25 protein-coding genes, 1 tRNA gene and 2 pseudogenes are annotated in these 25,909 nt (G+C 72.6%); 11 read left to right on the top strand and 17 right to left on the bottom strand.

The features are described from left to right. Nucleotides 1-10: 10 nt before the first annotated feature. Together cobT and cobC are read right to left on the bottom strand one after the other, a co-directional pair. Nucleotides 11-1,105 (bottom strand): nicotinate-nucleotide--dimethylbenzimidazole phosphoribosyltransferase, encoded by a 1,095-nt coding sequence (gene cobT / locus ABZ808_RS19365; RefSeq protein WP_357008252.1) that lies wholly within the window; start codon nt 1,103-1,105, stop codon nt 11-13. Further along, nucleotides 1,105-2,199, bottom strand: coding sequence for an Rv2231c family pyridoxal phosphate-dependent protein CobC (gene cobC / locus ABZ808_RS19360; protein ID WP_357008048.1), 1,095 nt, complete (start codon nt 2,197-2,199; stop codon nt 1,105-1,107). Before cobC ends, cobT begins: the two co-directional genes overlap by 1 nt. Before the next feature lie 122 nt (nt 2,200-2,321). Here cobC and ABZ808_RS19355 point away from each other — a divergent pair, with 122 nt between their 5' ends. Next, on the top strand, nt 2,322-4,454 hold the full coding sequence (locus tag ABZ808_RS19355; RefSeq protein ID WP_357008046.1) for a transglycosylase domain-containing protein: 2,133 nt from the start codon (nt 2,322-2,324) through the stop codon (nt 4,452-4,454). 17 nt (nt 4,455-4,471) lie between these two features. Here the strand turns inward: ABZ808_RS19355 and ABZ808_RS19350 are convergent, their stop codons facing one another. Then, nucleotides 4,472-5,884 carry a cobyrinate a,c-diamide synthase gene (locus ABZ808_RS19350; protein ID WP_357008043.1) on the bottom strand — a complete coding sequence of 471 codons (1,413 nt, stop codon included), beginning with the start codon at nt 5,882-5,884 and terminating at the stop codon, nt 4,472-4,474. Nucleotides 5,885-6,056: 172 nt separating this feature from the next. On the opposite strand from ABZ808_RS19350, the gene ABZ808_RS19345 reads away from it, so the two are divergent. After that, on the top strand, nt 6,057-6,878 hold the full coding sequence (locus ABZ808_RS19345; RefSeq protein WP_357008040.1) for an SURF1 family protein: 822 nt from the start codon (nt 6,057-6,059) through the stop codon (nt 6,876-6,878). A gap of 103 nt (nt 6,879-6,981) precedes the next feature. Next, nucleotides 6,982-7,833, top strand: a complete 852-nt coding sequence (locus ABZ808_RS19340) for a hypothetical protein (protein ID WP_357008038.1) — start codon at nt 6,982-6,984, stop codon at nt 7,831-7,833. A gap of 10 nt (nt 7,834-7,843) precedes the next feature. Here the strand turns inward: ABZ808_RS19340 and ABZ808_RS19335 are convergent, their stop codons facing one another. From ABZ808_RS19335 to ABZ808_RS19315, 5 genes are all read right to left on the bottom strand, one after another. Continuing rightward, nucleotides 7,844-9,436: an ATP-dependent DNA ligase gene (locus ABZ808_RS19335; RefSeq protein ID WP_357008035.1), complete on the bottom strand. Its 1,593-nt coding sequence runs from the start codon at nt 9,434-9,436 to the stop codon at nt 7,844-7,846. 84 nt (nt 9,437-9,520) lie between these two features. After that, nucleotides 9,521-9,727 carry a hypothetical protein gene (locus ABZ808_RS19330; protein ID WP_357008033.1) on the bottom strand — a complete coding sequence of 69 codons (207 nt, stop codon included), beginning with the start codon at nt 9,725-9,727 and terminating at the stop codon, nt 9,521-9,523. Between the two features lie 77 nt (nt 9,728-9,804). After that, on the bottom strand, nt 9,805-11,148 hold the full coding sequence (locus tag ABZ808_RS19325) for a dipeptidase (RefSeq protein WP_357008248.1): 1,344 nt from the start codon (nt 11,146-11,148) through the stop codon (nt 9,805-9,807). Nucleotides 11,149-11,184: 36 nt separating this feature from the next. Continuing rightward, the gene (locus ABZ808_RS19320; RefSeq protein WP_357008030.1) at nt 11,185-12,330 is read right to left on the bottom strand and encodes a M48 family metallopeptidase; all 1,146 of its coding nucleotides are present in this window, start codon (nt 12,328-12,330) and stop codon (nt 11,185-11,187) included. A gap of 77 nt (nt 12,331-12,407) precedes the next feature. After that, a complete protein-coding gene (locus ABZ808_RS19315) occupies nt 12,408-13,025 on the bottom strand; it encodes a hypothetical protein (protein WP_357008245.1) in 618 nt (205 codons plus the stop codon). Nucleotides 13,026-13,549: 524 nt separating this feature from the next. Here ABZ808_RS19315 and ABZ808_RS19310 point away from each other — a divergent pair. After that, nucleotides 13,550-13,951 (top strand): rhodanese-like domain-containing protein, encoded by a 402-nt coding sequence (locus ABZ808_RS19310; protein WP_357008242.1) that lies wholly within the window; start codon nt 13,550-13,552, stop codon nt 13,949-13,951. A gap of 86 nt (nt 13,952-14,037) precedes the next feature. On the opposite strand, the gene ABZ808_RS19305 is transcribed toward ABZ808_RS19310, so the two are convergent. The 3 genes and pseudogenes from ABZ808_RS19305 to ssb form a co-directional block, all read right to left on the bottom strand. Beyond that, on the bottom strand, nt 14,038-15,579 hold the full coding sequence (locus ABZ808_RS19305; protein WP_357008027.1) for a cobyric acid synthase: 1,542 nt from the start codon (nt 15,577-15,579) through the stop codon (nt 14,038-14,040). Nucleotides 15,580-15,755: 176 nt separating this feature from the next. Beyond that, nucleotides 15,756-16,721: pseudogene (locus ABZ808_RS19300) on the bottom strand (cobalamin biosynthesis protein); the annotation flags it as partial. A 147-nt stretch (nt 16,722-16,868) separates the two neighbouring features. Continuing rightward, on the bottom strand, nt 16,869-17,669 hold the full coding sequence (ssb, locus tag ABZ808_RS19295; RefSeq protein ID WP_357008024.1) for a single-stranded DNA-binding protein: 801 nt from the start codon (nt 17,667-17,669) through the stop codon (nt 16,869-16,871). Between the two features lie 303 nt (nt 17,670-17,972). On the opposite strand from ssb, the gene ABZ808_RS19290 reads away from it, so the two are divergent. Beyond that, the gene (locus tag ABZ808_RS19290; protein ID WP_357008022.1) at nt 17,973-18,404 is read left to right on the top strand and encodes an HPF/RaiA family ribosome-associated protein; all 432 of its coding nucleotides are present in this window, start codon (nt 17,973-17,975) and stop codon (nt 18,402-18,404) included. Nucleotides 18,405-18,546: 142 nt separating this feature from the next. Further along, nucleotides 18,547-19,485, top strand: a pseudogene (locus ABZ808_RS19285) (alpha/beta hydrolase); the annotation flags it as partial. Nucleotides 19,486-19,797: 312 nt separating this feature from the next. On the opposite strand, the gene ABZ808_RS19280 reads toward ABZ808_RS19285, so the two are convergent. Next, nucleotides 19,798-20,505 carry a hypothetical protein gene (locus ABZ808_RS19280; protein ID WP_357008019.1) on the bottom strand — a complete coding sequence of 236 codons (708 nt, stop codon included), beginning with the start codon at nt 20,503-20,505 and terminating at the stop codon, nt 19,798-19,800. A gap of 159 nt (nt 20,506-20,664) precedes the next feature. Between ABZ808_RS19280 and ABZ808_RS19275 the strand changes: the two genes are divergently transcribed. Then, nucleotides 20,665-20,740 (top strand) — tRNA-Arg (locus ABZ808_RS19275). Between the two features lie 215 nt (nt 20,741-20,955). Here ABZ808_RS19275 and ABZ808_RS19270 read toward each other — a convergent pair. Beyond that, nucleotides 20,956-21,534 carry a hypothetical protein gene (locus tag ABZ808_RS19270; RefSeq protein WP_357008016.1) on the bottom strand — a complete coding sequence of 193 codons (579 nt, stop codon included), beginning with the start codon at nt 21,532-21,534 and terminating at the stop codon, nt 20,956-20,958. A 237-nt stretch (nt 21,535-21,771) separates the two neighbouring features. On the opposite strand from ABZ808_RS19270, the gene ABZ808_RS19265 reads away from it, so the two are divergent. Next, nucleotides 21,772-21,924, top strand: coding sequence for a hypothetical protein (locus ABZ808_RS19265; RefSeq protein ID WP_357008014.1), 153 nt, complete (start codon nt 21,772-21,774; stop codon nt 21,922-21,924). Further along, complete coding sequence (locus ABZ808_RS19260) at nt 21,869-22,087, top strand: hypothetical protein (protein ID WP_357008012.1); 219 nt, start codon at nt 21,869-21,871, stop codon at nt 22,085-22,087. Before ABZ808_RS19265 ends, ABZ808_RS19260 begins: the two co-directional genes overlap by 56 nt. Before the next feature lie 20 nt (nt 22,088-22,107). Here ABZ808_RS19260 and ABZ808_RS19255 read toward each other — a convergent pair whose 3' ends face one another. Genes ABZ808_RS19255 through ABZ808_RS19245 form a run of 3 tightly spaced genes read right to left on the bottom strand, consistent with a single transcriptional unit; the run spans nt 22,108 to nt 23,521 of the window. After that, nucleotides 22,108-22,800 carry an NAD(P)H-binding protein gene (locus ABZ808_RS19255; protein ID WP_357008010.1) on the bottom strand — a complete coding sequence of 231 codons (693 nt, stop codon included), beginning with the start codon at nt 22,798-22,800 and terminating at the stop codon, nt 22,108-22,110. 36 nt (nt 22,801-22,836) lie between these two features. Continuing rightward, nucleotides 22,837-23,055 (bottom strand): helix-turn-helix transcriptional regulator, encoded by a 219-nt coding sequence (locus ABZ808_RS19250; RefSeq protein ID WP_357008008.1) that lies wholly within the window; start codon nt 23,053-23,055, stop codon nt 22,837-22,839. Next, on the bottom strand, nt 23,048-23,521 hold the full coding sequence (locus ABZ808_RS19245; RefSeq protein WP_357008005.1) for a hypothetical protein: 474 nt from the start codon (nt 23,519-23,521) through the stop codon (nt 23,048-23,050). Before ABZ808_RS19245 ends, ABZ808_RS19250 begins: the two co-directional genes overlap by 8 nt. Nucleotides 23,522-23,768: 247 nt before the next feature. Between ABZ808_RS19245 and ABZ808_RS19240 the strand changes: the two genes are divergently transcribed. Both ABZ808_RS19240 and ABZ808_RS19235 read left to right on the top strand, forming a co-directional pair. Beyond that, complete coding sequence (locus ABZ808_RS19240) at nt 23,769-24,188, top strand: ester cyclase (RefSeq protein ID WP_357008003.1); 420 nt, start codon at nt 23,769-23,771, stop codon at nt 24,186-24,188. A 142-nt stretch (nt 24,189-24,330) separates the two neighbouring features. Continuing rightward, complete coding sequence (locus ABZ808_RS19235; RefSeq protein WP_357008000.1) at nt 24,331-25,224, top strand: septum formation family protein; 894 nt, start codon at nt 24,331-24,333, stop codon at nt 25,222-25,224. Nucleotides 25,225-25,269: 45 nt separating this feature from the next. On the opposite strand, the gene ABZ808_RS19230 is transcribed toward ABZ808_RS19235, so the two are convergent. Continuing rightward, nucleotides 25,270-25,860, bottom strand: a complete 591-nt coding sequence (locus ABZ808_RS19230) for a hypothetical protein (protein ID WP_357007997.1) — start codon at nt 25,858-25,860, stop codon at nt 25,270-25,272. Nucleotides 25,861-25,909: the final 49 nt, after the last annotated feature.

Here is a 25,909-nt window from a genome sequence, read left to right as displayed (position 1 = left end):
CCGCGCGTGGTCACTTCTCGGCCACGCCTGCGGAGTCGAAGGTGGCGACCTCGTGCAGCACCCGGACCGCGCCGGTGACCACCGGCAGCGCCAGCAGCGCGCCGGTGCCCTCGCCGAGACGCAGCCCCAGGTCGATCAGCGGGTCGAGGCCCAGTTGGCGCAGCGCCACGGTGGCGCCCGGCTCGGCCGAGCGGTGCCCGGCGATCATGGCGCCGACCGCGTCCGGCGCGAACGCGGCGGCGGCGAGCGCGGCGGACACCGCGATCACACCGTCCAGCAGCACCGGCGTGCGGCGCGCAGCAGCGCCCAGGATCAGCCCGGCCAGCGCGGCGTGCTCCAGGCCGCCGACGGCGGCCAGCACGCCCAGCGGGTCGGCCGGGTCAGGTGTGTGCAGGGCCAGCGCGGCGCGCACCACGGCCACCTTGCGGGCGTACGTCGGGTCGTCGACCCCGGTGCCCCGGCCGGTCGAGTCGAGCGGGTCGACGCCGGTGAACGCGGCGATCAGCGTGGCGGCCGGGGTGGTGTTGCCGATGCCCATGTCGCCGGTGAGCAGGATGCCGGCACCGGCGTCGATCAGCTCGTCGGCGATCCGGATGCCGGTGCACACCGCCGCGAGCGCCTCGTCCCGGGTGAGGGCAGCGGTCACCGCGAAGTCCCGGGTGCCCTGGCGCACCGAGGCGGAGACGAGTCGGGGCGCGGTCGGGTCGAGGACGGCTGGGTCGGCTCCGTCGACGGTGGGCGGCTCGGGCAGCGGGTTGGCCACCCCGACGTCGACCACGGTGACCGAGGCGCCGGCCTGCCGGGCGAACGCGTTGACGACCGCGCCGCCAGCCAGGAAGTTGCCGATCATCTGCCCGGTGACCTCCTGCGGCCACGGGGTCACCCCCTGGGCGTGCACCCCGTGGTCACCGGCGAAGATCGCCACCGCGGCCGGCTCGGGCAGCGGCGGCGGGCAGACCCCGGCCAGTCCGGCGAGGCGTACCGACAGGTCTTCCAGCGCGCCCAGCGAGCCCGCCGGCTTGGTCAGTCGGCCGTGCAGCTCACGGGCGGCGGCCATGGCCGACTCGTCCAGTGGCGCGATGGCCGCGATCGTGGTCTCCAACATCATGCCTCCATGATCTCGCGCAGCACCTCGACGAACGCGTCGGTGGTGTTTCGGTCCCGTACCGCCACCCGCAGCCAGTCCGGGCCGAGTCCGGGGAACGTGTCGCCGCGACGTACCGCCCAGCCCCGCTCCCGCAGGGCCGCCCGGACCCGGGTCGCGCCGCGCAGGTGCAGCAGCACGAACGCGCTGGCGGGGCGGCCTGCGACGCGTACACCGGGGAGGCTGGCGAGGCGTGCCACCAGATGGTCGCGGTCGGCGGCGAGGTCGACGGCGATCGCGCGTTCGGCCTGGACGGCGGCGGGCGTGGCGCAGGCCGCGGCGGCGGCCAGCGCGGGTGTGGAGACGGCCCAGAGCGGCTGGACGGCGGCCAGCCGGGACAGCAACTCCGGGGCGCCGAGCAGGTAGCCGATCCGCAGACCGGCCAGCCCCCAGGTCTTGGTGAGGCTGCGCACCACGAGCAGGCCGGGCAGGTCGCGCCGCTCGGCCAGCGACTCCGGTTCGCCGGTGTGCCCGCCGGTGGTGTCGGCGAACGCCTCGTCGACCACGAGCACCCGACCCGGGCGGGCCAGCGCGGCCACGGCCCGCGCGGGGTGCAGCACCGAGGTGGGGTTCGTCGGGTTGCCGATCATCACCAGGTCGGCGTCGGCGGGCACCCGGGACGCATCGAGCCGAAAGCCGTCGGCCGGGTCCAGCAGCACCCGCTCGACCGGGTGACCGGCGGCCCGCAGCGCCGCCTCCGGTTCGGTGAACTGCGGGTGCACGACCACCGGTCGGCGGATGCCGCGCAGCGCCTGGGCGATCAGCACGAAGCCCTCGGCGGCCCCGGCGGTGAGCAGCACCTCGTTCGGGGGACGCCGGTGCCGGGCGGCGACCGCGGCCCGGGCCGGCGCCGGGTCCGGATAGCGGGCCAGGTCGGTGAGGGTGGCGGCGATCGGGTCGGCGAGCCAGTCCGGCGGTGACGCCTGGCGGACGTTGACGGCAAGGTCGATCAGGCCGGCGCCGACCTCCGCGTCCCCGTGGTGCGTCAGATCCGGCTCGGGCGCCGCCGCAGGGTCGGCCTCGGCGACCGGCACCTCGCTCGGCTCATCACGCATGTCCGAGATCCTGCCGGGAAGGTGGCCGGTGGGACAGTCGATCTCCGCGTAAGCCACGTCACCACCTCACGGGTTTATGAGTTCGTCTCATGTTTGATTCGGAAATGTCATAACTTTGCCACGTGAGCAACCGACCCCTTGCTGCTGCTGGTCGACTCGTCCCTCTCCTGCGTGCCGGGCTCATCGCCGGCATCGTGATCGCCGCCGTCGCGTACCCGCTGGTCGCCTTCACCGGGCTCGGCGCGAAGGCCACCGCGCACGCCATGGAGCACAAGACCAGACTGCTGACCACCGCCCTGCCCGCCGAGACCTCGTACCTCTACGCCCCGGACGGCAAGACCGTACTGACCATGTTCTACGAGGAGTACCGGCAGTACACGAAGCTGTCGGACATGTCGCCGAACATCCAGCAGGCGATCGTCGCCGCCGAGGACAACCGCTTCTACCAGCACCACGGCGTCGACCCGAAGGGCGTGGCCCGCGCCTTCGTGGCCAACGCCCGGTCCAGCGGCGTCTCCCAGGGCGCGTCGACCCTGACCATGCAGTACGTCCGGATGGCCCTGCGGGACAGCGCGACCACCCCCAAGGAGGTCCAGGAAGCCACCCAGCAGACCAGCCTGCGCAAGGTCAAGGAAATGCGGATGGCGATGGACCTGGAGAAGGAACTGAGCAAGGAGCAGATCCTTGAGCGCTACCTGAACTCGGCGTACTTCGGTCACCGGGCGTACGGCATCTACGCGGCCAGCGAGATCTTCTTCTCCAAGACCCCGAAGGACCTCACCCCGGTCGAGGCCGCCACCCTCGCCGGCCTGGTCAAGTCCCCGTCCGAGTACGACCCCGCCGACTCCGACCAGAAGGAGGCCACCGCGCGGCGCAACTACGTGCTGGACCGGATGAGCCAGCTCGGTTACCTCTCCCCCGACTCGGCCACCGCCGCCAAGTCCGAGCCGATCCGGCTGAAGCTGACCACCCCGCCGCACGACTGCGCGGCGATCCCGGAGAAGTACAACAGCTGGGGCTTCGCCTGCGACTACCTGAAGAACTGGTGGAGTGCGCAGCCCGCGTTCGGTGCGAACCGGCTGGAACGGATGGACAAGCTGCGCCGTGGCGGCTACCGGATCGTGCTCAGCCTCGACCCGAAGATCCAGGAGGCGGCGGAGAAGAACGTCGGTGCCAAGGAGGCCACCGGCAGCCCGTTCGCCAACGGCATCGTGGTCTCCGAGCCGGGCACCGGGCGGGTGAAGGCGATGGCGGTGAACCGGACGTACTCCCTCGACCTGGCCGACAACCCACCCAGCTCCAACCCCGAGGCCGGGCCGAAGGTGAAGGCCAACTACCCGAACACGGTGGCGCCGCTGCTCGGCGGCGGTGACCTGGCGGGCTACCAGGCCGGGTCGACGTTCAAGATGTTCCCGATGCTCGCCGCCCTGGACTCCGGGATGACGCTCTCCACCTCGTTCAACGCCCCGTACCGCTACCGGTCGGAGGTCTACGACGGTTGGGCGCCCTCCAACGCCAGCGGCGCGATGACCGGCCAGCAGACCATGTGGTCCGGTTTCGGCAAGTCGGTAAACACGTACTTCGTGTGGCTGGAGGAGAAGGTCGGCGCGGAACGGGCGGTCCGGTTGGCCGAGCAGCTCGGGCTGCGCTGGCGCACCGACGTGGACCGGGACCACGCCTCACCCGCGAAAGCCTCGAAGTGGGGTGCCTTCACCCTGGGCGTCTCCGACGCCACCCCGCTGGAGATGGCGAACGCGTACGCCGCCATCGCCGCCGACGGCCGCTACTGCGAGGCGATCCCCGTGCAGGCGATCATGAACCGGGACGGCACCCCGGCGACGTACGCCACCCCCGGCGGCATCCATCGTGAGGTGGCCAAGCCTCGGTGCCGGCAGGTGGTCAACGCGGACGCCGCCCGGGCTGCCACCGACGCCGCCCGCTGCCCCACCGGGGACACCCCGGCACGCGGCAGCTGCGGGGGCTGGTCCACCGCCGACAGCGTCCGAGGCACGGTCGGCCGCCCGGTCGCCGGCAAGACCGGCACCACCGACAGCACCCGGTCGGCCTGGTTCGTCGGCTACACCCCGGAACTGGCCGCGGCGAGCTTCATCTCCGACCCGGACAATCCGTTCAACGCGGTCGGTGACGGGCAGTCCCAGATCCCCATCGCGGCGGTCGCCGAGACCCTGCGCGACGGCCTGAAGGGCACACCGACCCGTCAGTTCACCCCACCCTCGGACGCCATCGTCGGCTGACCGGGAGTGGACCAGGATCAGTGCTTGTCGGCGAGGACCTCACCGGCCGCAGCCGCGTCCGCCTCGCCCACCGGCTCGCGCACCGCCGCCGCGACCAGTCGGGCGGCGGTCGCCGCGTGACCGGCCCAGTGCAGGGCGAGCTGTGAGGCGTGGACGTTGCGCCAGACGAACCCCTCCGGCGTGCCACCGTCCCAGCTCCACGCCGGCCGCTGACCGGCGCGCGGGGTGAGCACCGCGCGGTGCTCCTTGTGCCCGACCAGCACCGTGCCGCGCGCCGCGACCACGCTGTCGGTCTGGGCGGTCGCCTCCCGGTAACCCACCACGAGACCGTCCCGGCTGACGCCGACCGCGTCCAACACACCGCACATCGGCAGCCCGTCCAGCTCCCGGGCCAACCAGAGCAGGCCCGCGCCCTCGGCGACCACCGGCCGCCCGGTGCGCGCCAACTCGGCCACCGCGATGCAGAGCCGCCGGTTGGCCGACAACTGCTCGGCGTACGCCTCGGGCAGCGCACCGCCCACGACCAGCGCGCGGACACCGACCGGCAGCGCCTCGTCGCGCAGCGGATCGATCGTGACGACCTCGGCACCGGCGGCCCGCAGCAACTCCGCGGTCTCCGGGTGGCTGAAGCTGCCGCCCGGCCCGCCCGCGATCGCCACCAGCGGGCGCTCCGCCGGAACGACCAGTTCGCCGAGCGCCTCCTGCGGCGACCACGCCGCGGCCGGCAGCGGTGGCGCGGAGCGGGCCAGCCCGAGCAGCCGTTCCAGGTCGACCGTGGCGGCGACCGCCTCGCCAAGGCGACGAACCGCACGGGAGGCGTCAGCGGACCCGTCGACCACCGGGGCCACCCCGTGCCGGCGCGACGGCAGCACGGACGGCAGGTCCTGGCGACGCAGTGCGCCGTAGACGGGCACCCCCACGTCCTCCAGCGCCTCGCGCAGCATCCCCTCGTGCCGCGAGGACGCCACCCGGTTGAGGATCACCCCGCCGAGCCACAACTGCTCGTCGTACGAGCGGAAACCGTGCACGAGGGCGGCCACCGACTGCCCCATCGCGGCCACGTCGACCACCAGGACCACCGGGCTGCGCAGCGCGGTGGCCGCCGCGGCCGTGGACTCCTGCGTGGGACGGCCGCCGACCGAGTCGTACAGGCCCATGCTGCCCTGCACCACGGCGAGCCCGGCACCCGCCGCACCGTGCGCGACCAGCGGAGCGAGCCGGTCGGTGCCGACCAACCGGGGGTCGATCACCCGGCCCGGTCGACCGGCGGCGAGACCCAGGTACGCGGCATCGACCTGATCCGGGCCGAGCTTGAACCCGGCGACGTCGACACCCCGCTCAGCCAGGGCGGCGAGCAGCCCGATCGCGAGCGCGTTCTTTCCGTGCCCGGAGGACGGCGCGCTGAGCACCAGGCGCGGCACGACGGTCATCATCGACTCCCTGGCGGGCGGCGGCGGGTACGCGACGACCGGCTGAGGGCCGCGCCGTCCGCGTGACGATACCTGCCCGATCCGACGGGCGAGCACCCCCGACCCGACCCGCCGACCGCTACCCGGCCCGGTCCAGGTCAGTGGCCCCGGTCATACGAGTAGCCTCGGTGCCGTGTACCGGTTCCTGCTGAGCCCACGCTGGCTGGGCGCCCTCGCGCTGACTCTGGTCGCCTCTGCCGTCATGGTCTGGCTGGGCAACTGGCAGCTGGACCGCTACGAGGGGCGCACCGAGATCAACGAGCGGATCGACGCGGGCCTGCGAATGGCCCCGACGCCCCTGGCCGACGCGTTCCGCGCTCCCACGGGCGGCCCGGGGACGGCCGGCCCGCCGCCCGCGAAGGACAAGGTCTGGACCCGGATCACCGTCACCGGCCGGTACGACCCGTCGAACACCGTCCTGGTCCGTGGCCGGACGGTCGATAGCCGGGTCGGCTTCGAGGTGCTCACCCCGCTGGTGCTCGCCGACGGCACCGCACTGCTGATCGACCGGGGCTGGATCCCGCCGGCTCCGGGTGGGGCTACCGCCCAGCCGTCGGTGCCCGCCGCGCCCAGCGGCGACGTGACGGTGGTCGGCCGGGTGCACGAGACCGAGAGCGGCGCCGGCGCGGTGGACCGCCGCGACGGGCTGCTGGAAACCCGGCGGGTCGGCGTGCCGCGTCTCGCCCGCGAGCTGCCCTACCCGGTCTACGGCGGCTATCTGCTGCTGGACGAGCAGACCCCGGCAGCTGACCCGCTGTTCAAGGCGGTGCCGGTCGGGCACACGAACAACTGGCAGAACTTCGGCTACGTCGTGCAGTGGTGGCTCTTCGCCGTGATGGCCCTCTTCGGCTACGGCTGGGTGGCCCGCCGGGAGGCCCACCGGGCCGCCGGCATCGGCACGACGGCCGCCCCGCTGGATCGGGCGGCCGAGCCCACGCCCAGCGCCTCCGCCTGAAACGGAGGCCGAGTCGGCGTCGCAATCGGACGCTCGGGGGAACACGGCACGCCACGGCAGCCGGTAATCTCCGCCGGGTGATCAATCCGTGTGGGGTGCGCCGGTGACCGTCGATCCCACGGCGCCGTTTCCCGAGTCGGAGCCGGCGACCCCGCCGACCGACCCGTGGGCCTCCGCGCCGCTCACCGACGCGTGGTCGGCCAGCCCGCTGGCCACGCCGCACCCGACCGCCGCGATCTTCGGCACGCCGACGGCCGCACCGGCGCCGGCCACACCGGCACCGGCCGCGCAGTTCCCGGCCACGCCGGCGCAGTTCCCGGCCACGCCCGCGCAGTTCCCCGCCGCGCCCGCGCCGTTCCCCGGATCGCCGGCCCAGCCGTCCGCGCCACCGACGCCGTTCTCCGGGCCGCCGGCCCAGTTCTCCGGCCCGCCCGCGCCGTTCTCCGGGCCGCCCGCGTCCTTCTCTGGGCCGCCCTCGCCCTTCTCCGGCCCGCCCGCGTCCTTCTCCGGGCCGCCCGCTCAGGCCCCGGGATCGTGGCCGGCGGTCGGGCCGTACCCGCCGGTGGCGGCGCACCCGGTCGCGGCCGGCTTCGCCGCCGGGCCGGAGGTGGTCGCGGTGCAGATCGCCGAGATCACCGTGACCCCGCCGGTCATCCGCACACCGGCCGGTGTGCTGCCGCTGGCCGGTGCCACCTGGCACGTGGCCGACTACTGGCAGCGCGAGGAGAAGATCGCCACCTGGGCGCTGGTCTGCGCCATCGTCGGCTTCTTCTGCGTGGCCGTCTTCAGCCTGCTCTTCCTGCTGGTCAAGGAGACCCGGCACCACGGCACCGTCCAGGTGACGGTCACCAACGGCGCCCAGCAGTATGTGGCCCGGATCCCGGTCACCGACCAGAGCCAGGTGCAGCACCTCAACAACCAGGTCAACTACGCCCGGTCGCTGTCCAGCAGGTGACCCGGGCCGGTCAGCCGGTGGACCGACCGGCGTGGATGGCCCGGACCGCGTCGATGGTGTCCGCCTCGGCGGCGGACTTGTCCTCGCGGTATCGCACCACCCGGGCGAACCGCAGCGCCATCCCGCCCGGGTAGCGCGAACTCGTCTGCACCCCGTCGAAGGCGATCTCGACCACCTGCTCGGGACGGACCCGGACCACCCAGTCGCCGCGCTCCACGGCGAGGCCGAGGAAACGCTCGGTCTGCCAGCGCAGCAGCTCGTCGGTGAGCCCCTTGAACGTCTTGCCGAGCATCACGAAGTCGCCGTTGCGCGGGTCGCGGGCACCCAGATGCAGGTTTGACAGCCAGCCCTCGCGCCGACCGCTGCCCCACTCGACGGCGAGCACCACCAGATCGAGTGTGTGCCTCGGTTTGACCTTGACCCAGGCCGCTCCCCGCCGGCCGGCGTCGTACGGGGCGTCCGGTGCCTTGACCACCACGCCCTCCTGGCCGGCGTCGAGCGCGGCGGCGAAGGCCGCCCCGGCCTGCTCCGGGCTGTCGACCTCCAGTCGCCCGACCAGCAGTGACGAATCGACCGCGCCGGCGAGCGCGGCCCACCGCTCACGGCCGGGCAGGTCGATCAGATCGTCACCGTCGAGGTGCAGCAGGTCGAAGAAATATGGCGTCAGGACGGTCTGGCCGGTGGTGGCGGCAGCCGCGAGCACCGCCGGGGCGACCGGTGTGCCCCCGGTGGTACTGGGTGTGGTGCGCCGGGCGGCCCGGCTGGAGGTCTGCTGGAACGGCAGTGGGCGACCCGTCTCGTCCAGGCCGATCGCCTCGCCGTCGAGCACCAACTCCCGGCCGGGCAGGGCGCGGACGGCGGCGACCACCTCGGGCACCCGAGTCGTGATCTCGTCGAGGCTGCGGGTGAACACCGCGATGTCGGCGCCGGAGCGGTGCACCTGGATGCGAATGCCGTCGAGTTTCACGTCGACCACGGCGGGCGTGCCGGTCGCGGCCAGCGCCTCGTCGACCGAGGGGGCGCTCTGCGCCAGCATCGGCGCCAGCGGTCGGCCGACCCGCAGGCCGAACCCGGCCAGCTCGGCGGCGCCCCCGGCCAGCGCGGCCACCGCCACCGCGCGCAGGTCACCGGCGAGCAGCAGAGCCCGACGGACCGTCGCCACCGGCACCTCGGCGGCCCGGGCCACCGCGTCGGCCAGCAGCCCCGCCTGGGCACCCTGGCGCAACTCGCCACCGAACAGGTTGGTGAGCAGTCGCTGCTCGTCGGCGGTCGCCGCCGCGAAGAGGGCACCGAGCAGCGCCCGGCGTCGGGCCTGCGAACCCGCGCCCCGCACAGCGGCGATCTGCTCGATGGCCGCGTCGACAGCGGCCACGGTCAGCGTCGGCTCGGCGGCGGGAGGCGGCAGGTCACGCAGGCTCGCGTAACCCACGCCGGTCTGCCGCTGGCGCAGCTCACCGGCGAGATAGCCGGCACCGGGCTCCACCTCGGTCGGGTCGAGCCGGCGCAGCGCGTCGGCGAGCAGCTCCACCTTGGCCCGCCGGCCGCTGGTGGCGCCCACGGCGGCGGAGGTGGCCGCCAGGTCGATGAACCGCACGGAGTTCATCCTGCCAGCCACCTCCGACACCGCCCGGGCATTGCCGTGCCCGGGCGGTGTCGGCAGGGTGCCGCCACCACGGCGGACGGCGGATCAGGCGGAGACGGGCTCCTCGATGCGCAGCCCTCGGGCGCGGACCTCGCCGGCGACCCGGGAGAGCACCGAGTCGAGGGCGACCAGGGCGGCGGAGAGCTCGCCGAGCTGTTCGTTGAGCGTGGTCTCGGACCACGCGGAGACGTCAACGTCCCCCAGCGCATTGACGGCGGCCCCCAAGCGGGCCATCACCTCGTTCGTACTCATGTTCGAAAGGCTATAACAGCCGATCGTCCGACACGCCGTGAACTCCCAGAACAAACCCAAAGTTGCCGTTCCGACACCTAACTGCCCGCTGCGGCCACCTTGCCCAGCAGCAACGCCTCGGCGAGGCAGACCCGGGCGAACTCGCCGAGGTGCAGGCTCTCGTTCGGCCCGTGCGCGCGGGCGTGCGGGTCCTCCACACCGGTCACCAGGATCGCCGCCCGGGGGAACATCTCCTGGAAGGTCGCGATGAACGGGATCGAGCCACCGACGCCGATGTCCACCGGGTCGGTGCCGTCCCAGGCTGCCCGGAACGCCGAGCGGGCGGCGTCGAACATCGGCCCGGACGCGTCGATCACACACGGGTCACCGTCGTGTTCGAAGCTGACCGTCACCTGGGCGCCCCACGGCGCGTGCTTCTCCAGGTGTGCGCGCACCGCCGCGTACGCCCCCTTGGGGTCGTCGCCCGGGGCGAGCCGGATGCTGAGCTTCGCCTTCGCGGCCGGCACCAGGGCGTTCGGCGCCTCACCGGTCGACGGCGCGTCGATGCCGAGCACGGCCAGCGCCGGCTTGGTCCAGAGCCGGTCGGTGATCCGGCCGGTGCCGATGAACTGCACGCCCTCGGCCAGCCCGGCCTCGGCCCGGAACCGGTCCTCCGGGTAGTCGACGGCGGCGCCCGCACGGCCGACCAGCCCGTCCACCGCCACGTCACCGGCGTCGTCGTGCAGGGTGGCCAGCAGCCGCACCAACGCGGTGAGCGCGTCCGGGACGGCGCCGCCGAACATGCCGCTGTGCACGGCGTGGTCCAGCGTACGAACCTCGACGAAGCAGTTGACGATGCCGCGCAGCGAGGTGGTCAGCGCCGGTACGCCGATGTCCCAGTTGCCCGAGTCGGCGATCACGATGACGTCCGAGGCGATCTCGTCGCGGTGCTCGACCAGCAGCCGCTCCAGCGAGTCGGAGCCGTACTCCTCCTCGCCCTCGATGAACAGGACCACGCCGACCGGCAGCGCGTCACCGTACGCCCGCAGCGCCGCGACGTGCGCCATGATGCCGGCCTTGTCGTCGGCCGCGCCCCGGGCGTAGAGCCGGCCGTCCCGCTCCACCGGCTCGAACGGGTCGGACTCCCACAGCGACCGGTCGCCGACCGGCTGCACGTCGTGGTGGGCGTACAGCAGCACGGTCGGCGCCCCGGGCGGGGCGGCCCGCCGGCCGATCACCGCGGGCTGACCGCCGGAACGCACGATGTCGACGTCCAGGCCGCAGCCGCGCAGCAGCTCGGCGACGGCCTCGGCGGAGCGCTCCACGTGCGAGTGGTCGAAGCCCTCGAAGGCGATGCCAGGGATGCGGACGAGGCGTTCCAGATCGGCCCGGACACCGGGCATCTCCCGCTCGACGGCAGCCCGCACCTCGGACTCGGACATGATCGGTGAGGTCATGACCGGAATCGTATGCTGGCCTTACCCCGCCGCGCCGGCCGAGCCCGTACCCTCGCCGCCTCCGGCGGGGCCCGCGCCCGCGGTCGCGCCCGGCGCGGCCCGACCGGCGCGGTGCGCGCGGCCGGCGGCCTCGGTGGCGGCGTCCATCCAGGAACGAGCCCGACCGGCGGTGCCGCCCACCCACTCGCCGACGTCGTTGGCGCCGTCGCCGAGGCGGCGCAGCAACCCGACCAGCGGATCGGTGGACCGGCTGAACTCCTCCCGGTACGAATCGGCGGCTGCCTTGATCTCCTCCGACACGCTTGTCGAGGCGTCGTCGTCGCGACGCGGATAGTCCCCGGCCAGCACCCGCCCGTACGCCCCGGAGTCGATCCACTGCCGCAGCTGGGCGGCCCGCGCGACCGGCGCCGGGTGGGTGCTCCAGGCGGTCATCCGGATCTTGTGCAGGCTGTCCCGCAGGTCGCCGCCACCGGCGTACTCGGCGGCCTGCTCCAGGAAGGCGGTGGTGTCGATCTGGGACAGGTCGCCGCCACCGGCGAGCTTCATCAGCAGCCGCAGCGCGGCGGCCGGGTCCTGCCCGGCGAGCAGACCGGCCCGGTCGGCGGACAGCTCCGCCTTGCGCCACCACTCCAGCATCGCCGCGATGATCGCCCGCAGTGCGATCGCGCCCACCGGCAACCAGCTCAGGTTCGCCGCCCACCGGGTGAGGATCATGAGCATGGTCTTGTAGACCGCGTGCCCACTGCCCACGTGCCCCAGCTCGTGGCCGAGCAGGCAGCGCAGCTCGTCCTCGTCGAGTTGCTGCACGCACGCGGAGTTCAGCACGATGAACGGCCGGTCCAGGCCGACCGCTTCGGCACCCAACCACGGCGACTGGGTCACATACAGCTCGGGCAGCTCGGCCACGTCGAGCGCCGCGCCGGCCTCGGTGTAGCGCTGCCACACCGCCGGGTACTGCCGGTGGTCGACGCGGATGCCGGAGGCCAGCACGGAGAGCCGGAACCCGCGCTCGTTCCACATGCCGAAGAACGACCGCACCACGTCGTCGAACCCGCGCAGCTCCCGCAGCGCGACCAGAGCGCCCCGGTCCGCCGGGTGCTCCCAGGCCCGGGAGCTGATGCCGGTCAGGGTGATCCGTCGCCGTGCCGGTGTGTCCGCTGTCGACATGTGGCTCCCCTTCGCCCGTACCCGACCTTTCCCGCATCGTGCCCCAGCCGGTGCCCGGCGTCCATGCCCCGCTCACGTCAACGGTTGCGCACGTAGTACCTCTCGGCGTCGTACGGCAGCGTCGGCGCACCGTCGATCACCAGGTCGACCCGGTCGACCGTGCCGTCGGCGGCGAAGTGCGCCCGCTCCCCCGCGTGCCAGCGACGCAGCTCGGGCAGGATCTCCGGCCCGTCCCGGGCCACCGCGCGGGCAAGCCGCGTCGGCGCGGGCGCGGTGACGAAAATGCCCAGGGTCAACTCGGGCCGAATGGCGGCACGCGCCGCGCTGACCCCCTCCAGGACCAGCACCGGCGCGACAGGCACCGGGATCGGGCGGGGCAGGAAGGAGCGCCGGACCCAGCTGTAGCGGCGGTACGCCCCCGGCCGCCCGGCGCGCAGCGGGGCCAGCACCTCCCGGTCCAGTCGGTGCCAGAAGGTGAGCTGGTCGTCCCACCCGTCGAGCAGGTCGTCGGTGTGCACCACCGGTGGCCGCCCACCGCCCGCCAACACGGCCAGAGCGTCCGCGAGGTGCGCGGCGAACCGGCTCTTGCCCGCGCCGCTCGGCCCGTCCACCGCGACCAGCCGCGTCCGCCCCAACCGCGCCGGGCCCGCGAGCACCCGGCGGGCCAACTCGGTGTACGCCTCGACGACCGCCACGGCCGACCCACCACCCCAGCGGTCGGCCGTGGCCCCGACGTCCTCGGCCGCGCCGGCCGCATCGGCTGCGCCGGCCGTTCCTGCGAAGCCCTCGGCCGCGCCGGACGTTCCTTCGAGGTGCGCGGGCTCGTGGCCTGGCGCCGGCCCGGCGGTTTCGGGGGTCAACTCGCCCTCGCCTGTTCCCACCGCCGCAGGGCGGGATGGTGGATGCCGTGGGCGAGCGGCCCTCGGCTGGCGAGTTCGTACACGACCGAAGTATGCCGTCGCCGCCGCAGGTCAGGGTGATCGACTCCAGATCGCCGATATCGGGGCATCCCGTCGATCGGACACCGCCACATCGGGGACATGGAGTCGATCTCGCTGGACCAGCGGCCATCGTTGCCGGGCTGACACGTCCGGCTGACCGCCGTGGCCGGGTGCCCGTCACGTCCGGGGGATTTGCGGCAGCGACGGGTGACGCGCGACCCGTTCGCCACGCGGGCTGGTACCCGGCTCGGCATGATCGGGTGGTGCTCCGAGACGTGATGAGCCCCGGCATCGACGCCCTGCTCGAACAGGCCCGCGCCGGGCTGCACCGATTGACTCCGCAGCAGACCGTCGACGCGGTCCGCGGCGGCGCACTGCTGGTCGACACCCGTACCGACACGCAGCGCCGCGAACAGGGCGACCTGCCCGGTGCCGTCGTCATCGACCGGACAGTGCTGGAATGGCGACTCGACCCGGCCAGCGCCTGGCGCATTCCGGAGGCCACCGGCTACGACCGGGAGATCGTGCTGGTGTGCCGCCAGGGTTACAGCTCCAGCCTGGCCGCCGCCAGCCTCCAGACCCTGGGGCTGCGCCGCGCCACCGACATGATCGGCGGCGTGGACGCCTGGCTGGCCGCGGGCCTGCCCACCACAGATCGCCCCGCAGACATCCGCCCCTGAGGCCCCAGCCGCCCCGGCGCTGAGTCGTCAATCAGGCAGGTGCGGGCCGCGAAACTGTCCGCACGCACCCAACGCTGAGTCGCCGGTCAGGTCGACGGCGGACCTGGTGGGATGAAGGGGAGTCCGGGGGTTGGGCCGGCTTCGATGAGCTTCCAGAGGGCGTCGGTGTCCAGGTGCTCCTCGACGAGGTCGCCGAGCAGGTCGAGTGAGCGTTCCCGGGCTGCGGCGAAGCTGGTGTCCGGCGAAACCCGGAACCCGGTTCGCCCGGCCAGCCGGGCCGCCTCGGTGAGGAACCAGCGACGGAACCCGTCCGACTCGAACGCCCCGTGCCAGTGCGTGCCGTGCACCGCCCCGAGCATGGCGCCCTCGCCGATGCCGTCGACCCCGGTCAGCAGCGGGGTCAGGGTCGGGTCGGCCTGCGAGACGTACCCGTGGTGGATCTCGTAGCCGCGGACCGGCAGGCCGCCGGGGGCGGTGCCCACCGACTGCCGGACGGTCTTGCGCGGGTCGAAGGTGATCTCGATCGGCAGCAGGCCGAGCCCTGGCACGCTGCCCTGCCGACTCTCCACCGGGTCGTGGATGGCCCGGCCGAGCATCTGGAAGCCGCCGCAGAGGCCGAGCAGCGGCTTTCCGGCCGCCGCGTGCGCGTGGACCGCGTCGGCGAGGCCGGTCTCGCGCAGCCAGGCGAGGTCCGCGACGGTGGACTTCGAGCCGGGCAGGATGATCAGGTCGGCGGCGGCGAGTTCCGCCGGTTCGACGGTGAGACGTACGCGGACGCCTGGCTCGGTGGCCAGCGCCTCCACGTCGGTGGCGTTGCTGACCCGGGGTAGCCGCACGACCGCCACGTCCAACCACTCGGTGCCGTGCGGCGCGGCGGGACGGCCGAGCACCCGGCCGTAGGCGAGCGAATCCTCCGCATCGAGCCACAGGTCGAGCGCCCAGGGCAGCACCCCGTACGTGGGGCGGCCGGTCACCTGGCGCAGCATGTCCAGCCCTGGCTGCAGCAAGCCGAGATCACCCCGGAATTTGTTGATAACGAAGCCGGCGATCAGTGCCTGGTCGGCGGCGTCGAGCAGGGCCACCGTGCCGAACATCGAGGCGAACACGCCCCCTCGGTCGATGTCGCCGACCACAATGGTGGGCAGGTTGGCGCGCCGGGCCAGGCCCATGTTCACGTAGTCCCCGCCCCGCAGGTTGATCTCCGCCGGGCTGCCCGCGCCCTCGCAGATCACCACGTCGTACGCGGTCCGCAACTCGGCCAGCGCGGCGTACGCGGACTCGGCGAGCCGGGGCCGCAACTGCCGGAAGGTGCTCGCGGTGATCGTGTCGACCGCCTCGCCGAGCAGCACCACCTGGCTGTCCAGATCGCTGCCCGGCTTGAGCAGCACCGGGTTGAAGCGCAGGTCCGGGGCGAGCCCGCAGGCCGCGGCCTGCATGGCCTGAGCTCGGCCGATCTCGCCGCCGCGCCCGTCCGGCCCGACCACGACGGCCGAGTTGTTCGACATGTTCTGCGCCTTGAACGGTGCCACCTTCACGCCTTGGCGGTGCAGCCACCGGCAGATGCCGGCGGTCAGCACGCTCTTGCCGGCGTCGGAGGTGGTGCCGGCGACCAGCAGACCGCCGCTCACCGCCCGATCCCCCGCGCAGCCGCCCCAGCCCGCAGCCCACGCCGGCCGACCGCCGCGCCCAGCCCACGCAGACCGACCGCCACGCCGAGCCCGGTCCGATCGACCGCCGCATCCAACCCACGCCGGCCCATCGCCGCCCCCAGCCCGGTCCGGCCGATCGTGGCGGCCAGCCCACGCCGGCCCACGGCGTTGACGAGGCGGCCGACGGTCACCGGGTAGGCGGCGGCCAGCCCGAGGGCGGCCAGCCCCACGGCGCCGGAGACGCGGGCGGCCCGCTTGAGGTGGCGCGCCTCGGGGCGCGGACCGTCACCCAGGAGGGGGCGAACCTCGGAGCGCCCGAAGTAGATGTTGCGGCCGCCGAGGCGGACGCCGAGCGCACCGGCCATCGCCGCCTCGCACTGACCGGCGTTGGGGCTCGGGTGGTCGTTGCGGTCGCGCCGCCACACCCGCCAGGCCCGCTCTCGGTCACCGTGCGCGACCGGGGCGACGGCGATTGTGAGCAGCCCGGTCAGCCGGGACGGCACCAGGTTGAGCAGGTCGTCCAGCCGAGCGGCAGGGGTGCCGAACCGCGCGTACCGCTCCGACCGGTGCCCGACCATCGCGTCGAGGGTGTTCGCCGCGCGGTAGCCCAGGAGCCCGGGAAGGCCGGCGACCGCACCCCAGACCAACGGGGCGACCACCGCGTCGGAGGTGTTCTCCGCGACCGACTCGACGGCGGCTCGGGCCAGCTCCGACTCGCCCAGGGTCGACGGGTCCCGGCCGCAGAGGTGACCGAGGCGTCGCCGGGCGGCCGGCAGGTCACCGTCGCGCAGCGTCCGACCCATGACGGAGGCCTCGTGGCGCAGGGTACGACCGCCCAGCACGGTCCAGGTGCCGGCGGCGACGAGGACCGCGCGGGCCACGGGCCGGTGCCGGGTGGCCACGGCGGCGACCGCCCCGAGCACCACCGGCCCGCCCACGGCCAGTGCGGTGAACGCCGCACCCGCTGCCCGGTCCGGCCGGTAGAGGCGACGCTCCAACGCTCCGGCGGCCTGCCCGAAGCCGGCCACCGGGTGCCACCGGCGGGGGTCGCCGAGCGCCCTGTCCAGCGCGTACCCGGCCAACAGCCCCACCGCGTTCGCCACCGGCGCTGTCTGCCGCACGCGCACCACCTCCGGCCGGCCAGCCTAGACGAGCATCCCGTGAACCAACTGCGCCCGCCGCTGGCGTCACGCGGGGTGACGACGCCTGTCGCGTCGCCACCCCGCCCCCGTCGTGCCGCGCCCTTGGGGCGCCCGGAAGCTGAACGGTCACGCCGGCTGCGGCACCCGTCCTCGGCCGCGCCGCCCCCGGCCGGACGGCGCGGGATCCGGCCGACCCTCGTCGGGCACCGGCCCCAGCTCGCCGTCGGGGTCACCGTCGTCCGAGTCGCCGGGAGGGGCAAGTTCGTCGTCGTCGAGGGCGGCGGGCACGTCGTGCTCACCGCTCTGCGCACGACCGGGGCCACCCGCGACGCCGCCGCCCAGGTCGCCGCCGATCCCGCTGCCAGGGAGGAAGACATCGTCGAGCGGACCGTGGTCGACCGGGCTGGTCCGCAGCGAACCGAACTCGGACAGCTCGAAGTCGTCGTCCAGCGGGCGATCGTCGGGCAACACGGGCGCCTGCCCGACCGGCACCGGCTCGGTGGGCTCGCCGTGCACCCGGCTCTCGGCCTCCGCGTCCTCGACCGTGCTGGTCGTCATGGTCGGCCGGTTACGCAGGAAGCGGGCCCGGCCACGGGACAGGTCGTGGCCGACGGCGACCGCCTCCAACTCGTAGACCGTGCGGTGGTTGCCGGCGTCGTCGGTCCAGTCGCGGGTGTAGAGGCGGCCACAGATTACCACCGGGTCGCCGACCATCACCGAGGCCGCCACGCCTTCGGCGAGCTTGCGCCAGCAGTTGACGCGGACCCGCAGCGAATTGCCATCGACCCAGCGACCGCTGTCGCGGTCGAGCCGGCGGGCGGTGGAGGCGACCTTGAAGTTGGCCACCAGGGTGTTGCTCTGGGTGGTACGCCGCCACTCCGGCGCGGTCAGCACATTGCCGACGATCGTGACGTAGGTGTCGAACATCGTCCCTCCATGGGATCGGGGGTCTGCCAGCGCGAGTCGACTCGGCCCTGAGCCTGAGCGCTGTCGACGAGGGCCGCCAGCGCCCCACCCCCGACCTGTGGACAACGGGGCCACCTGTGGACAACGCCCTGATCACGCCCCGATGTGGTACGGCCGACCTCACCATGTCGGGTGACGGCGGTTCCGGCGTCACCGGAGTGGGTATGGACTTGATCAAGCACCACCGACAGCTCCACGTCGACGAGAGGTCAGCGCCATGATGATCACTACTTTCGGCTCCGCGACCGCTTCCGAGGTGCGGCGATGAGCGCCGTGGCGAACCCGGCCACCGTGGCCGAGTGCCTGCGGGTGGGCGCCGGGTTCTCCCAGGGCGACCGCAACTGGATCGCCGAGCAGTTCGCCACCCTCGACTCCCGGTTGGCCGGCTTCCACGCCGACGCCACCGAGTTGGAGGTCTCGGTGAAGGACCGGGAAGCCCGAGGCCAGAAGGTCACCCTGGAGTGCTGGATCGCCGGCCGACAGAAGATCGTCACCACCTCCGCAGAGGAGGACCTGCACGCCGCGCTCAACGACGTTCGCGACGACCTGCGCCGGCGGCTCAACGACGCCAAGACCCGTCAGGAGCCGCGCCACAACAAGCACCTGCGCGACGTCAGCCAGCCGCAGGGGCAGGTCGACCCGGCCGAGGGCCTACCCGCCGCCGATCCAATCCGAGCCGACGCGGAAACGGCCTAACCTCGCCGCCGCCCCGCGATCTTGCACTTTCGAACCTCGTTTCGTGCCTTTTAGGCCTTATGAGGGGGCAACGAGTGCAAGATCGCGGGGCGGGGAGGCGCGGGGGTACCGCTGGGTAGGTTGCCGGCGTAGCGTCGATTTCGTGGAACCGGACGTGTTGGGGCCGCCCTACGAGCGGCAGACGATCGACCTGGGCACCGACGACGAGGGGCCTGTCGTCGCGACGCTGGTCCGGCGGCGGGCCGAGCGCCCCACCGGGCGGGCGGTGCTCTACGTGCACGGCTTCGTCGACTACTTCTTCCAGACCCACCTGGCCGACTTCTTCGCCGAGCGTGGCTGGGATTTCTACGCCCTCGACCTGCGCAAGTACGGCCGCAGCCTGCTTGCGCACCAGACCCCGAACTTCTGCCAGGACATCAGCGACTACTTCCCCGAGTTGGACGCCGCCGCCGAGATCATCCGCGCCGACGACGGGCACGACACGTTGCTGGCGATGGGCCACTCCACCGGCGGCTTGATCATCTCGCTCTGGGCGGACGCCCGCCGCGACACCAGCACCGTCGACGGCCTGGTACTCAACAGCCCCTTCTTCGACCTGAACGCACCCTGGGCGGTGCGCCGACCCATCGCGGCCGCCGCGGCCCGCCTGGGCCGCAGGGCGCCGCACCGCATCCTGCCGTTCGGGCTTGGCACGGTGTACGGCGAGAGCCTGCACACCGACCACCGCGGCGAGTGGACCTACGACCTGGCGTGGAAGCCGCTGGCCGGGTTCCCAGTCCGGGCCGGCTGGCTGAACGCGATCCGCACCGGCCAACGCCGGCTGCGCGCCGGACTGGACATCCAGGTGCCGGTGCTGCTGGCCTGCTCGACCCGTTCCTTCCGGGGCACCAAATGGCACGACAGCGCGACCCTGGCCGATGCCGTGCTGGACGTCGAACACATGGTCCGCTATGCGCCCCGCCTCGGCCGGCACGTCACCCTGGCCCGCTTCGACGGCGGGCTGCACGACCTCGTCCTCTCCGGCCCGACCGTACGCCGGAAGGTCTTCGACGAGGTCGGCCGGTGGGCCGAGGCGTTCCTCGCCGCCGGCCCCACCGCCCCGGCCGATCCCCCGGCCGTGACGGACCCGACCGACGCCACCCCTGCCGCGCCGACCGACGGCGGCTCGACCAAGGCCGACCCGGCCGGCACCGCTTCGACCGACGCCGACCCGGCCGGCACCGCTTCGACCGGCACCGCTTCGACCGATGATGAGCACCGGCTGCCCGAAAGCCGGCGTCCGACGGACGATCGGGCCGGGGCGACGGCCAACGACTGACCCACCAGCACCGGCGGTCCGCGGTCGACCCGCCAGCACGGCGCTGCTCGGCTCGGCCGGCAGCACAGCGACAGCTCAGACGTCGCCGGGCGTGGCAGGGATGACGGCCCGGATCCGGTCGAAGGTCGCCACCGGGTGGCCGTCGACGCCGGGCAGCACCAGGCCGAGGCAGTACAACGACACGTGCCCGGTGGCGTCGGCCTGCACGACAAAGACCGGCGCTCCGACGTACCCCAGTGGTAGCTCCGTGGTGATCCGCACGATGTCCCCCTCCCGGACCACCCGCTCGATCGCCACCTCCAACGGCCGGGAGCCGTCCTCGCGTACCCCATGGGCCAGCACGAAGGCGGAACCGGCGGCGGCGGTGAGGCGCGCGACCACCTCGGGCCCGGCGGCGATCTCGGCAGGAACCGGCTGCACCCGCCACCGCCAGCCGCCGTCACCGGCGTAGCGGTGCAGGCCGCCGGTTGCAAGCACCGCGACGCCGTCGCCCGGGAAGCGGACCCAGCCGGGCCTGATCTCACCCGCCGCGACGGCGCCCGGGGCCACCCCGGCCGGCTCGGTGACGCTGGCCCGCAGGCCCAACTCCCCACCCGCGCCGCCGACCAGGTCGGCCGCCGTCAGCAGCGACTCCCCCACCGGGTCGTCGCTGCCCTGGAAGAAGAACGCCGTGCCGAAGCGCTGGTCAGTGGCGTCCGTTAACCGGTACGGCAGGATGGCGCGCCCGACGATCTGGCACAGCTCGTAGGCGACGCCGCTCTCGGCGTCGGGGTCCAGCAACACCAGCCGAGGGTACGGGCCAACGCCGGGCCGATCGGCGGGAACCCGGATGCCCACCACCCGGCCGTCGTGAGACTCTGCTCGGCGACGTGGACGCGAGCACCCTTTTCCCCGCGGCGAGGTGGGGCGGCGGTACCCTCTTGGCGCGTACAACCACGCCGCGCGCCCGTAGCTCAGCGGATAGAGCAGGGGACTTCTAATCCCAAGGCCGCAGGTTCGAATCCTGCCGGGCGCACCACCGTCACCGCAGGTCAGCGGCTTTCCGCTCCCGGTCGAGACGATCACCACGGCCTCTGTACAGCCAAGTCAGCCGAAGAGGTGCTTCGCGGCCTCGTCCACGGCGGCCCGTTCGATCTCCGGCAGATGCCGCCGCGGATCACCTCGCCGGGCACCACAGAGGCTGGACGGTCTACGAATGCCCAACGAGGAGATCCGCTTCCTGGATACAGCCAGTCACTCCGTCGCCGCAGGCGAGGCGTTACAGAGTGCGTCGGCGCGCTCGCGCCAAGCGCTTACTTGAACCGGCATGGTGAGCTCGGCGGTTTGCTGGTCGGGGGTCTGCACCGAGAAGCGCATCGGCAGAGGATTCGGGCTGGCCATGCGGCAATCAACCATCAGCCGGACGTCTATCCCGCCTGTGCTGCCCGGGACCAACAACAGTGACTGGCCGGTGTCACGCACCAGCACGCCCGTCTCCTGAGCTCCAACGAAACGGACCATGACCGGTATGGAACCAGCATTCACCACCGTGAGCTGGGCGTCCACCTGAGCATTCCCGTCGCGTCCAGTGCCCCCGCTGGTTGGGCCGGCCAGAGCGTTGACCGCGACCGTGGCCGACTGTGCCTGTTGTTCGCGGCGTTCCTGGAACTTGGCAACACCGACACCGCCAAGCGCCGCACCGAGAGCGAAGGTACCGACGAGGTACAGCGCCACACGTTGTCTGGACGGCATGCGCTCACCCGGACTCTCGTCCGATCCGGCAGGATCACCCTCTCTCTGATCTAGGTTGATGAACCCATGCTCCGTTGCCATGCCGAGAGCATAGGGCCGACCTGTCCACCGCCGTCCTCGTCGCCGGTCCGCATCCAGTCCGCAGGAGGCCGACGGACAGCAACAGAGAAGTGTGAGGTGTCGCGAAGCATTTCCGCTGCTGGGATCCCCGACGCCAGGTCGCCATAGCGGTCAACTTGGTCTCGTAATGCGCAGGTCAGCCAACGTCAGCCCGCCGGTGTCTACCGCCGCGTCGGGCACAGCGGGCAGACTGCCGGCATGAGTTACGACTTGGCGGTCTGGGAGGGCGAGCTGCCTGCCGACGACGGCGCTGCGGGTGTGGCCTACGACCAGCTCTACGCCACGTACATGGAGGGTGAGGAACTTCCGCCGACCCCCGCGCATCCGTGCCTACGTCCTGGCGCTGCTTGAGCGGTGGGCGCTGGCTGGCCGGTTGGCGGCGGCCGGCAACGACGTGGAGGTCCGCATCTACCCCGAGTCGCCGCACGGCTTCACGGGCCACCCCACGGCAATCGCCGGTACGGCGCTCAGCGGTGTCAACTCCTGGCTGCGTGACCGGATCACCCAGTCGTAGAGCGCAGCGCAGGCCGGACCCTATGCGGCCAACGCCGAGGGCGTCCGGCAGCCGACGATCGCCGGCGCCTCGTGGACCAGTTCGTCGTTCGTCAGCGCGTCCACCATGAACAGGGCGAAATCCGCGCGGCGCGTGATGTTGCTCTTGAGTACGGGATCACCAACGTGCCGGCTCCACACGGGTAGGCCCTGACTCTCGCCCTCCTCAAGGTCACTGCCGCGCACGACCGTCCACCGGGTGTCGCTGGCGAAGATCTGCCGGCACGCCTCCACCTGGTCGCGGATGTCGGCGAAGCGGGCCAGCCGCGCGAGCACACCGAAGACTTTGACGAACGCCCTGAGCGTCCACGGGTACACGTCCTGACCGTCGCGCGTGATGTGCCAGCCGCACGAGAAGACCAGGCGTGCTCCCGGATCGGCGTGGTCCAGGACCGCCCGCGCCGTGCCCGTCGCGTAGCCGTGCACGCCCCAGGGGACCAGGACGGTGAGCACACCGTCGCACCCGGCGACCGCCCGCCCGATGACGTCACGGTCGTTCGTCGGCCCCTCGACGACGGTGATGCGGTCCTTGAACTCGTCCAGTTTGCCCACGCTGCCCTCGCGGCACACGCCGACGACCTCGTAGCCCCTGTCCAGCGCGTGCCGCACCATGTACCGGCCGAGTTTTCCCGAGGCTCCGACGACGCAGACCCTCAACCTGTCACGACTGCTCATGATCGTCCTCTCGTTGCCATGTCGGCCCCGAACCGCCTACTCCTCGGGGTATTGGAAGACCTCGTCCAGTGGCACGCCGAACGCCCGGGCGATCTGGAACGCCATCTCCAGCGATGGCGAGTAGCGCCCCTGCTCGATGGCGATGACCGTCTGCCGGGTGACACCGACGCGCTCGGCCAGGTCGGCCTGGGTCATCTCGTCGCTGGCGAACCGGAGAGCCCGGATCCGGTTGGTGACGCGGGTCGGTCTAACCATGGAAGACACCGTGGTACGCGCGGATCTTCGCGACGGCCCCCCACGTCGCTCCGATGGCGCCGATCAGGAACAGGGCGTTGCCGATCCAGAAGTGATCCACTTCGAGCATCACCAGCGCCAGGACGACCGCGCCACCGAAGGCGGTGATGGCCTGGGCCAGGCGGTCGCCGTAGCGGTCGATCTGCCTGTCGCGCACGTCCGCTTTGGACTCCACGTCCCGGTTGGCGATGGCCGCCGCGATCGAGATGAGGATGGTCCCCACGATGGTGCCGATGACCGTCGCGCCGATCGTCCACAGCATCGGCCCCACCCAGGAGACCTCCGCGGCGGGCTGGTCACCCAGTCGGGGAAGGACCACGGCGAGGTACGCGATGGATGCCGCAGGCATGACGATGGCGGACACCCACGCGTTCCTCTGCCCGAACGTCATGGCGACACGTCCATCTCGATTGGCGTCGCAGATCATCACCCACTCCCTCCGTGTCAAGGATTCTTTACACACTCCAATGTAAAACATCGTTTACATCACGTCAACCATCTTCGACATCCGCAAACGCGCGGGCGTGGCTGTGACCTGACCCACCCTGACTACCGATCAGTACAGAACCTGTTATGGTTGACACTACCGAGCGGTACAAAACATGGACGAGGGTCCACTCCAGCCGGCCGACCTGGATCAACCAGCCGGCACCGACAGAACGGGAAGACTGATCATGAGCACCAACGCGACGGGTTCGGGCATGACCACTCAGGAACTGCGCGACTTCTACCTGCGGTACGTCGAACTGGCGAACAAGCGCGAGTTCGACAGCATGGCCGACTTCGCCCACGAGGAGGTGATCATGAACGGCACGCCCGTCAAGATGGCCGACATGGTCGCCGAGTTCTACAAGCACGTCGACGCGGTGCCGGACCTCCACTGGGAGATTCAGGAACTCATCGTCGAGGGCGACCGGGTAGCCGCCCGCCTGATCGACACCGGAACGCCGGTCCAGGAGTGGAACGGCCTGGCCCCCACCGGAAAGTCCGTGAGGTTCGCCGAAACCGCCTTCTACCAGATCCAGGACGGCAAGTTCAAGCACATGTGGTACCTGATGGACGCCGACACGGTACGGCGACAGCTCGCCGCCTGACCCGCCAACCGAACAGCACGCCGCGACGACCGCCGCCGACCTCGTTCATCGAGGTCGGCGGCGCGCCCGAAAGCCGGTGCCAACTCGTCGCTCCGGTGCCATATGCTGCGCGCGTCGGCACGGGGGCCACGGGGAGATTCACATGCGACGGCACGTCAAGGCAGCGCTCGCGGCTGCGTTCATCACGGTGGCGTTGGCGGGCTGCGGCACGCCGGCCGGCACGGACGGCGACCTGTCCGACGACTGGCGACCGATGGCCCAGGCGCAGCAGTTCACACCGAAGGCCGGCGAGTGCCACGTCGATCCCGAGGCGAGCGCGTACCTGGCCACCTACGCCCCGGTGGACTGCACGAAGACCCACCTGGTGGAGACGTTCCACGTCGGCACCTTCACCGGCGCGCTGGCTGCCCGAAGCACCCCGCCGCCGGTGGAGTCGGCAGCGATGCGCGCCACCTTCGCCGACTGCGACACCCGCGCCAAGGAGTTCGTCGGCGGCGAGTGGCGCAGCGCCCGACTCTCCGTGCAGGTCGCGCCGACCTCACCGGCCGGCTGGGCGGGCGGCAGCCGCTGGTACCGGTGCGACATCTTCGAGCTGGACGAGGTGGACGGCGCCAACGGCGACACCGACCGGGCCATCCACCGGGCCAGCACGCTGCGCAACGCGGTGGGCAGCCGCTCCCCGCTGACGTACGGCTGCATGAACGAGGACGAGTGGGGCCGGTTGCTGCCGGCTGGCTGCACCACGGCGCACCAGTACGAGTTCGTCGGCATCTGGACCGCCCCGGACCGCTCCTACGAGGACGCCGTCCGTGACGAGGCCGCGATTCATTCCGCCTGCCGCACCGTGGTCGCCCGCTACGCCAAGGTGCCCGTCGACGCCAACCTGCGTTACCGCACCGGCACGACGTACCGCTTCCCCTCCCAGGAGTTGTGGGCGCGCGGCGACCGAGGTGTGCGCTGCTACTTCTGGTCCGGCGGCGGATCGGTCAAGCGGTCGATCGCCAACGGCGGCCCATCGGTGCTACCGATCGACTGAGCCGGGCCCGGCACCGACCGGCCGGCGAGAGATCGGGGTGCTGGCTCAGATCGGCCCGAGCAGCGCGGCCGTGGTCAGGCGCAGCCCGTCCAACGCCGCGCGCACCTCCGCGCGAGGTTTACGGCAGGAGTCCATCGGCAGGTACGGCCGCAGCCAGCGACCCTGCTCGTCGAGCAGGGCCAGCCAGGGCGGCACGAGCAGGTCGAGGGTGCAGGCGACGTCCCTGTCCGCCCGCTGGTCCGGCAGTCGCAGCGCGGCGACCAGCGACGCGATCTCGTCGGCGCGTCGTTCGGTGGCCACCTGCTCCTGGCCGCCACCGGGACCGGGCCGGATCTCCCGGCCGCAGAGCACGGCGGCGACCGGGGTGAACGCGGGGTCGATCCGTCCGACCGCCGGCTCGGTCGGGGTCGGGGACGCCAAACCTTCCGGGGCCGGGGACGCCGACCTGTCCGGTGCTGGTGGGGCGGGCAGCACGGTGCCGGCCTGGGGCGCGGCCTCGGCGCAGGAGGTCCACCTGTCCGCGATCTGGGCGGGGCCGGGATCGTCCACTCCGTTCGGCCCGGCGCCGGTGCCCGCACAGCCGCTCAGTGCCACACCGAGCAGAGCCGCCGTCAGTGCCGTTCGACCCGAGCGCATCCCGACCCTCCATCTCGCCGCCACCACGTTCGGACGGGCGGTGGCGGCA

It is taken from the genome of Micromonospora sp. NPDC047527, assembly GCF_040643015.1.
Taxonomy (GTDB): domain Bacteria; phylum Actinomycetota; class Actinomycetes; order Mycobacteriales; family Micromonosporaceae; genus Micromonospora.
Note: the sequence above shows the minus strand (reverse complement) of the source record. Positions and strands in the feature narration are given on the sequence as shown.

Excerpts from the sequence above, each read along its gene's own strand:
- cobT (WP_357008252.1), bottom strand. The coding sequence starts at position 1,105 with ATGTTGGAGACCACGATCGCGGCCATCGCGCCACTGGACGAGTCGGCC.
- cobC (WP_357008048.1), bottom strand. The coding sequence starts at position 2,199 with ATGCGTGATGAGCCGAGCGAGGTGCCGGTCGCCGAGGCCGACCCTGCG.
- ABZ808_RS19350 (WP_357008043.1), bottom strand. The coding sequence starts at position 5,884 with ATGACCGTCGTGCCGCGCCTGGTGCTCAGCGCGCCGTCCTCCGGGCAC.
- ABZ808_RS19335 (WP_357008035.1), bottom strand. The coding sequence starts at position 9,436 with ATGAACTCCGTGCGGTTCATCGACCTGGCGGCCACCTCCGCCGCCGTG.
- ABZ808_RS19330 (WP_357008033.1), bottom strand. The coding sequence starts at position 9,727 with ATGAGTACGAACGAGGTGATGGCCCGCTTGGGGGCCGCCGTCAATGCG.
- ABZ808_RS19325 (WP_357008248.1), bottom strand. The coding sequence starts at position 11,148 with ATGTCCGAGTCCGAGGTGCGGGCTGCCGTCGAGCGGGAGATGCCCGGT.
- ABZ808_RS19320 (WP_357008030.1), bottom strand. The coding sequence starts at position 12,330 with ATGTCGACAGCGGACACACCGGCACGGCGACGGATCACCCTGACCGGC.
- ABZ808_RS19310 (WP_357008242.1), top strand. The coding sequence starts at position 13,550 with ATGAGCCCCGGCATCGACGCCCTGCTCGAACAGGCCCGCGCCGGGCTG.
- ssb (WP_357008024.1), bottom strand. The coding sequence starts at position 17,669 with ATGTTCGACACCTACGTCACGATCGTCGGCAATGTGCTGACCGCGCCG.
- ABZ808_RS19290 (WP_357008022.1), top strand. The coding sequence starts at position 17,973 with ATGAGCGCCGTGGCGAACCCGGCCACCGTGGCCGAGTGCCTGCGGGTG.
- ABZ808_RS19270 (WP_357008016.1), bottom strand. The coding sequence starts at position 21,534 with ATGGCAACGGAGCATGGGTTCATCAACCTAGATCAGAGAGAGGGTGAT.
- ABZ808_RS19265 (WP_357008014.1), top strand. The coding sequence starts at position 21,772 with ATGAGTTACGACTTGGCGGTCTGGGAGGGCGAGCTGCCTGCCGACGAC.
- ABZ808_RS19255 (WP_357008010.1), bottom strand. The coding sequence starts at position 22,800 with ATGAGCAGTCGTGACAGGTTGAGGGTCTGCGTCGTCGGAGCCTCGGGA.
- ABZ808_RS19250 (WP_357008008.1), bottom strand. The coding sequence starts at position 23,055 with ATGGTTAGACCGACCCGCGTCACCAACCGGATCCGGGCTCTCCGGTTC.
- ABZ808_RS19245 (WP_357008005.1), bottom strand. The coding sequence starts at position 23,521 with ATGATCTGCGACGCCAATCGAGATGGACGTGTCGCCATGACGTTCGGG.
- ABZ808_RS19240 (WP_357008003.1), top strand. The coding sequence starts at position 23,769 with ATGAGCACCAACGCGACGGGTTCGGGCATGACCACTCAGGAACTGCGC.
- ABZ808_RS19235 (WP_357008000.1), top strand. The coding sequence starts at position 24,331 with ATGCGACGGCACGTCAAGGCAGCGCTCGCGGCTGCGTTCATCACGGTG.
- ABZ808_RS19230 (WP_357007997.1), bottom strand. The coding sequence starts at position 25,860 with ATGCGCTCGGGTCGAACGGCACTGACGGCGGCTCTGCTCGGTGTGGCA.